The organism is Desulfobacter sp. (assembly GCF_050177295.1).
Genome location: NZ_JBFXHE010000208.1, coordinates 1 through 7,634, shown reverse-complemented (window position 1 = coordinate 7,634; position 7,634 = coordinate 1). Strand labels below are relative to the sequence as shown.

Sequence of the window (7,634 nt, the reverse complement as noted above, 5' to 3'; positions counted from 1 at the left end):
CCAGCCACCAAATATATAGTGGTTCTCAGAATAACTTTCCAATTGCCGTTGTTTTCGAGTTCTCATTGGTTGGGATACTGCCGTAGGCTTTCCCTGTAATACCACCCTTTTTAAATCATCAAACCGGGGAGCAATATTACGTGTATCGCTCGGTTTTCAATTCCTACCGATTCGATTTTTCTTGGGGAGTTCAATAATGGTATTAAACCGGACGAGTAAAATTTTGAAAAACACGACCAATAATTTTTCAATTCATCTCTCCGCTAATCAGACTTTTTGTCCAACAAACGCTGACCAGATTCTTTCACACAGCCATCACCATTTACAGGCTCTCCGAGCTTTTCCGTGGTTGACACTCACCCTAATTTGTAATAATCAGGTTAGCCTCTAAAATGTCCAAAAGAATCCGTTGTCTAGTAACCGTTCACTCCCCTTATTTTAGATTGCGATCCGATTGGCAATGGGATTGATATTCGACTGATTGAACATAAGCCCCATCGCATGGGACAATGTTATCCTTTACGGTGAATATATTCTCGATGAGGATCTTGTCCGCGTATGATAAAATTTGCATCACTTGTGCGAAGATTGCATGGCCGTATGAAAGTTCATACTTCTGCGAAGATCCCAAATACTTTCTAAAAGAGCTGCTTTACCACAGCATGACAGCTTCCAGAAACGCCTGGATCCGGGTGCGGATCTGGCCCATGTTGGATGCCATGCGCTCGGTTTCAAGGAACAGGACCGGTATCTTTTTTTCGGCCAGGCGTTTTTGCTGGTAGTGAAAATCAATCAGGTTGTTGTCGCAGAATTTCAGGGATACGTATATTACGGCATCCACTTTATATTGCCTGATCAGCGCCATCATGTGGTCGAACCGCTTGCCCGAGTCGAACAATGCCGCGCAGGTGGCTTTATCCAAATAGTAATCGGCAAGGGCGGCAAGGGGCTCCTTGTCTTCGTCCACGGAGCCTTCAAAGTATTTCACCCCGTTGCTGGTATCTTCGCATGCCACCAGGCCGCCCATCTCTTCGATCACCCGGATGATATGGGGATGGTCAAAATAGCTGCCGCAGATCATGATCCTGGGTGTGGCAACGGGCTGTTTCCTGGCGTGGCGGGGAAGGTCTTCAAGCAGTTGTGTCATTTTTTCGTTAAAAATCTCCCTGGGGCCGGTCATGGCTGCCTTGACCATGAACATGTGATCTTCACCGGCAATGGGCGGGTGGATGTCGTTGCGCAGATCATAGAGCCGCTGGAGCAGTTCCCGGGACTGGTTATAGACTGACACAGCGTGCCGCAACGCCTGGTCCGTGATTTTAACGTCAAAGCGCTCTTCCAGCACCGCCATGAGATGCTGCATCTCGGTGATGAAATACGCTTTGGTTGTGGCGTCGATCTCCTTGGGAAGGTCCAGCATATGGACGAAATCATTGGACCTGAAGTATTTCCACACATCAAACAGCCGCCGCCGGGCATCACAGACATTGGCAATGACAGCACCGTCCGCGAAATCATGTTTTCCGGCCAGCACCTCTTCCAGGCAGCTCAGCACATAGGGACAAATGTTCCGGTGCATGTAGGCCGAGGCTTTGGTGGTTTTGGTGCAGGTCTCCCCAAAGATCCGGTAGGGAATCAGGCCGGCCGCGTACAGGATCTCTTCAGGGGTATAAATGGAGACCCAGCCGATCTTGGGCCGGCCCTGGGCCTTGAGTCTCTCAAACCGGTTGTGGTGAATATCGGTAATTTCCGTGATGCGGGTCCGCAATTGGGTGTTCAAGGTATCCATATTATTTCTTTTCCATTATCTTTTTTCCATCAGGTTGCGGGCAATCACGGCTGCGCCCAGGGCACCGGTGAGCTGCGGGTTTTCAGCGATTCTCAGTTCAAGGCCCAGCCGTTTTTCCAGCGCTTTGACCACACCGATGTTCAGGGCCACGCCCCCGCTCATGGCAACGGGTTCGACCAATCCGATTTTACCCAGCAGGATCTCTCCGCGCTCCACGATCACGTTGTGGACCCCGCGCACGATTTCCGGCACAGGTGTATCCTCGGCCACCAGGGAAACCACTTCGGTTTCGGCAAACACCGTACACATGCTGCTGATTTCCACATTTTTATCGGTCTGCTGGGATATGGCGCCCAGATCCTCCAGGCGCACCTCCAGGGCCTTTGCGATCACTTCCAGGAAACGGCCCGTACCTGCGGCGCATTTGTCGTTCATGATGAAATTCTCCACCCGGCCGCCATTGCCGATGCGGATGACCTTGCTGTCCTGGCCCCCGATATCCAGGATGGTTGCCACATCCGGAAACAGGAAATGGACACCGGCTGCGTGGCAGGTGATCTCGGTGACATTTTTGCCGGAAAACGGCAAATTGTCACGCCCGTACCCCGTGGTCACCACAAACGCCACATCCTGTTCCGACAATCCGGCCCGGTCCAGCACCTGATGATACACCCGCTCACCCGACTTCCGGCTCCTGCCGCCGGTCAAATCAATGGCAGACCCTAAAATTTTTTTATCATCACCCAACACAACACCCTTGGTGGCAAGGGAACCGGAATCAATACCAATGGTAATCATACCTCACTCCTGTTTTTGAGCATCTCCGCAAATGCGTCCATCCGTATTTTAACCTGGGAAAATGAATAGCCCCGGCTGTCGATGAAGTCACCGTCTATGTCCAGCATGGCCATGCCTGACTGGGTCAGGCGGTCCCTGATAATCTGGTTCACGCTCAGGTGGCGGCGGCAGCCCCACTGGTTGAACCGTATAATCCCGTCTATGCCGTAGGGCTCAAGCACGTCAAATTTTGTATCATCAATGCCGGCAAAGTGAAGCTGCCGCCTGGCCATATACATGTAAGGGTCTTTTTCCGCCAGCAACCCGCCGATATTTTGGGTCATGGCCGGCAAAAGATTTGACATGACTTCCAGGCCGCACCCCTCTTCCATATATCTGATAATTTCATTGTTGTAAAAGGGCATCAGCCCGTCCCATATCACCCGGGGCCTCTCTTTGGCCCGGATTTTCCCCGCGGTTTCAACTGAATCCAGCAGCTCTTCATAGCAGAGCCGGACCCCCTGGGTGGCCCCGGGCGATCCCATCCGGCTCAGGTGGGTGGTGGTGTCGGTGGTGAACTTATGCACCGACGGACAGACCTGGTGGGCCAGGGACAGGGAGATCAGTTTTTCGTAATAGCGCATGGTCTCTTTGGATTCTTCCACCGCGGCTGCAATACGGTCCGGAACAGCCTCGATACCCAGGGCGTTCTCCACCCGGGCCACCATCTCTTTCATGCGTTGGGCCAGGTATTGGGCTGCTGCATTGCCCCGGCGCTCGGGCATATCCAGGAGGAACCAGGGGCAGTCGTAGGCATCGGCCAGGGCGTAGAACATCCTGGCCCCGCTGTCGCAGGGGAAATAGGCAAAGGTAATGAAATCCGGGGTGGGCAGGCAGTTTTCCACGGCCGCGCCCAGCACGCACCGGACCACCGGGCAGATATCCCTGGACAGGTGATTTTTTTCCGCAATATCCAGGAACGCCCCGGCCGCCCCGGCCGCGGCCAGGAAATAGGAGAGAACCTGCCCGTTAAAGGGCACGAAATCCAGGGCCTCCACGATCTCGGAACAGGCCACGTTTCCCACAAACATGACCCGGGAGTCGTCCAGGTAGGCATCCTGGAAACCGCCTGCATTGGCAATTGTCCGCTCCACGGTGGAGGCAGCGCTGTTCTCCGGCAGGGAAAAATCAACTGCCCGACCGGTATTGCCCACGACCCGCATGAAGTTTTCCAACTGGACACTTCTCTTGGATTTGGCCGGCTGTGCCGTTCCACCGGGCAGGCCAAACCCTTTTTTCGCCATCAACTTTTTCAGCAACTTCTCTTTATCAGATAACATATATCTCCTGTCTTCTTGATTTTTTAATTTACCACAAAGCCATCAGCCCTTCGTGTCCTTCGTGATCTTCGTGGTAAAAAAACAAAAAATAATGACCCACCCTACAACTTCCCGGTCAATAAGTCAGGCCTCACCCAGGGCCGCCCGGATCTCCTCTTCGGACATCCCGTCTATCTCTTTTTGCAGGCGCGCGATGGTATCCACCTGTCCTTTCTGGGGCTCATGGGCAATCAGTTTCCGGGTAATGCCGGCAACCGTGGGGGCCTCAAACAGTTCCCGCACGACAATCCTGACTTCAAACAGACTCTGCACACGGTTTACCAGCTGCACCACCAGCAGGGAATGGCCGCCCAGGGCAAAAAAATTATCATGCCGGCCCACACGCGCCACCCCCAGCACTTCTGTCCAGATTTTGGCAACGACCTCTTCCGCGGGCGAAGCCGGTGCCTCATACCCTTTGGTGGCAGTTAAACGTTCCGGTTCAGGCAGTTTCTTCCGGTCCACTTTGCCGTTGGGGGTCAGGGGCAGGGAGTCAAGCAGTGTAAAATGGGCAGGGACCATATAATCGGGAACGCTTTGCCTGAGCCATTCCTGCAATTGGGCGGCCAGGGCGGGGTCGTCCAGCTTCCCTTTCCAGTCCCCTGTTATGTAGGCTGCCAGCCGTTTGTTATCCCCCTCTTCCACCAGCATTGCCACGGCATCCCTGACTGCCGGGTGCCGGCGGAGCACGGATTCGATCTCCCCAAGTTCAATGCGGAATCCCCGCAGCTTGACCTGGTGGTCCATCCTGCCCAGGAACTCGATATTGCCGCTGGGAAGCCACCTTGCCAGGTCACCGGTTTTATAAATCCGCTCTGTTTTCCCCGGGATATTTACTTCGATAAATTTTTCAGCAGTCAGTTCCGGGCGGTTGAGATAGCCCCGGGCCAGCCCCGCGCCCCCGATGCACAGCTCGCCGGGAACGCCCGGGGGCAGCGGCTGAAGATGCGGGTCCATGATGTAGATCCGGGTGTTGGGTATGGGCCGGCCAATGGGTATCGCGGCCCCCCCGCCAATATGGGCGGGTTGGATGGGAAAAACCGTTGCCGCCACCGTTGCTTCCGCCGGGCCGTATGAATTCAGCAGCACCGGAAACGGCCCGAAAAGTTCCAGCCATTGTTCAACATGTTCAGCAGAAACCGCCTCACCGCCGATCACCACCAGGCGGATACTTTGGGGCCATAGTTTTCGAATGGCGGGCAGGTCTGTCAGCAGGCTGTGCCAAAAGGCCGTGGGCAGGTCCAGCACAGTCAGCTCATGGGCCGCGCAGGCTGCCAGGAATGCTTTGGTGGATCCGATCATCTCCTGGTTGCGCAGGATGAGCCCAGCCCCCGCAACCAGGGTCATGTGGATCTCTTCCACGGCGGTATCAAAACTGAGCGAGGCAAACTGCAATACCCTGTCACGGCTTGTCAGGTCATACATATCAATGGACGACCGGATAAGATTGCTTAAGCCGGAATGATGGATCATGATCCCTTTGGGGTTGCCGGTGGTGCCTGAGGTGTAGATCACATATGCCAGGTCAGCCGCATCAATGTTCATGGCCGGATTTTGCCGGGGGTGGCCGGCCAGGTCCAGCGCATCCAAAGAGACCACCGTAAAAGCCTGTTCCGTTTCCCCCAGGGACAGCCGTGGCTTCAGGGCGCTTTGGGTCAGTACCAGGGCCACGCCGCTGTCATCCAGGATATGGCGGATACGGGCCCCGGGATAGGCGGGGTCAACCGGCACATAGGCGCCCCCTGATTTGAGGATGGCCAGGATAGCGATGACCATTTCCGGGGAACGGTCCATAAATACCGCCACCCGCGGATTATGCCCTGTTTTAAATTCAGGAAGCGATAACAGAAGGCTGGCGGCCTGGTTGGCCTTTTCATTCAGTTGCCCGTATGTCAGCCGGTTTTCTTCACAAATCACGGCAATGTGGTCAGGTTGCTTTGCTGCCTGTTGTTCAAACAGGCGGACAATGGTCTCCTTTGGCACATCCCCGGCCGTGTCATTCCAGGACTGCACCAAGGCCGTCTCCTTTGCGGTGAACATGGGCAGGCGGCTGGCCAATTGGTCCGGGTTGTCTGCCATGGCCTGCAGCAGCACCTGGAAATGGCCGGCCATCCGCTCAATGGTGGATGTCTGGAACAGGTCGGTGGCATATTCCCACCAGCAAATCAGTTCCCCGTCCCGCTCCTCCACGTTCAGGCTCAAATCAAATTTGGCAATGGGATAATCAACAGGCAGGGAGGTGACTGCCAGGTCCGGCAGGTCCGGTGGGACCGGGTCATTGTTCTGCAGTCCGAACATCACCTGGAACAACGGGCTGTGGCTCAGGCTGCGGGTGGGTTTCAGCCGTTCCACCAGCATCTCAAAGGGAATATCCTGGTGGGAATAGGCCTCCAGGCAGGTGGTGCGGGTGTCTGCCAGCAGGCTGGCCACGCTCTGGCCCGGATGAAGCCGGCCCCGCAGCACCAGGGTATTGACGAAAAACCCGATCAGATCATCGGTGCTGGTGTGGATGCGGTTGGCAATGGGGGTGCCCACGCAGAGATCATCCATGCGGCTGTACCGGAAAAGCAGGATGTAAAACCCGGTGAGCAGGGTCATGAAAAGGCTCACGTTCTGCTCCCGGCTCAAGCCGTTGAGCGCTTTTGCCAAATCCTGCGGCAAAGCCGTGAAATAGTGGGCGCCTCGATAGCTTTGCAAGGGGGGTCGGGGGGTGTCCAGGGGCAGTTCCAGCAGTTCCGGGGCCCCGGCCAGCTTCCCGTGCCAATAGTCCACCTGCCGTTGCAGGACCTCGCCTTGCAGCCACTCCCGCTGCCAGGCCGCGTAATCACCGTACTGAATGGCAAGGGGAGGCAGGTCCGGCGCTCTGCCCTGGGCAAAAGCAGTATAGGCCTGGTGCCAGTCCCGCATGAATACACCCATGGACCAGCCGTCACTGATGATATGGTGCATGTTCAGCAGGAGTACCGATCTTTGCGCTGTAAGACGCAGCAGGTCAGCCTTGAACAGGGGACCCTGGTCCAGGTCAAAGGAGATGCCGGCATGGCGCCGGGCATGGATTTGGATCGCATTGTCCTGGTCCGCCGGGGACAGTCCGGCCGGATCTTGAAGGGTCAGGTCGTGGATGGCCAGAACCTTTATTTCGCCGGGGGCATGGATTTGCACCACGGGTTGTCCGTCCCGGGTGGGAAAGGTACTCCTGAGCGCGTCATGGCGGCAGACCAGCCACTCCAGGCTGCGCTCCAGGGCCCCGACATTCAGCTCCCCCCTCAATTCCAGGGCCGCCGGCATGTTGTACACATCAGGGCCGCTCTCTTCCAGCTGATTGAGGAACCACAGGCGCTGCTGGGCAAAGGAGAGGACCTGGCAAGCCCCATCCGGCTGTTTGCGGATGGCAGGCAGGCTGGCCGGGGCGTTGGCCGTGTCAATGGCATTGGCCAGCGCATCCAGCCGGGGATGCTCGAAAACCGCGCTCACCGGCAACTCCACCTGGAACTTGTCCCTGATCCGGGCAATGAGCCGGGTGGCGGACAAGGAGTGTCCGCCCAGGTCAAAGAAGTTGTCATGGCGATGCACGGTTTCCCGCCACAGCAGTGTGGCCCAGATGCCGGCCAGGACCTCTTCGGTGGGGGTGGCAGGTTTTTCTCCGGTCACGGTTTCCGCCCCGGGCAGGGGCAATGCCCTGCGGTCAA

General features: G+C 56.4%; 4 protein-coding genes. All 4 read right to left on the bottom strand.

Features of this window, described 5'->3' with window-relative positions; translation table 11 throughout:
• Positions 1-652: 652 nt before the first annotated feature.
• Positions 653-1,789 carry a 2-hydroxyacyl-CoA dehydratase subunit D gene (locus AB7U36_RS14385; protein ID WP_428160429.1) on the bottom strand — a complete coding sequence of 379 codons (1,137 nt, stop codon included), beginning with the start codon at positions 1,787-1,789 and terminating at the stop codon, positions 653-655.
• Positions 1,790-1,804: 15 nt separating this feature from the next.
• Positions 1,805-2,587, bottom strand: coding sequence for an acyl-CoA dehydratase activase (locus AB7U36_RS14380; RefSeq protein WP_035236964.1), 783 nt, complete (start codon positions 2,585-2,587; stop codon positions 1,805-1,807).
• A complete protein-coding gene (locus AB7U36_RS14375) occupies positions 2,584-3,906 on the bottom strand; it encodes a 2-hydroxyacyl-CoA dehydratase (RefSeq protein ID WP_428160428.1) in 1,323 nt (440 codons plus the stop codon). The genes AB7U36_RS14380 and AB7U36_RS14375 overlap by 4 nt, the downstream gene beginning before the upstream one ends.
• Before the next feature lie 123 nt (positions 3,907-4,029).
• Positions 4,030-7,634 (bottom strand): amino acid adenylation domain-containing protein (locus tag AB7U36_RS14370; protein WP_428160427.1); only part of this gene is annotated, 3,605 nt, incomplete at its 5' end.

Excerpts from the sequence above, each read along its gene's own strand:
- AB7U36_RS14375 (WP_428160428.1), bottom strand. The coding sequence starts at position 3,906 with ATGTTATCTGATAAAGAGAAGTTGCTGAAAAAGTTGATGGCGAAAAAA.
- AB7U36_RS14385 (WP_428160429.1), bottom strand. The coding sequence starts at position 1,789 with ATGGATACCTTGAACACCCAATTGCGGACCCGCATCACGGAAATTACC.
- AB7U36_RS14380 (WP_035236964.1), bottom strand. The coding sequence starts at position 2,587 with ATGATTACCATTGGTATTGATTCCGGTTCCCTTGCCACCAAGGGTGTT.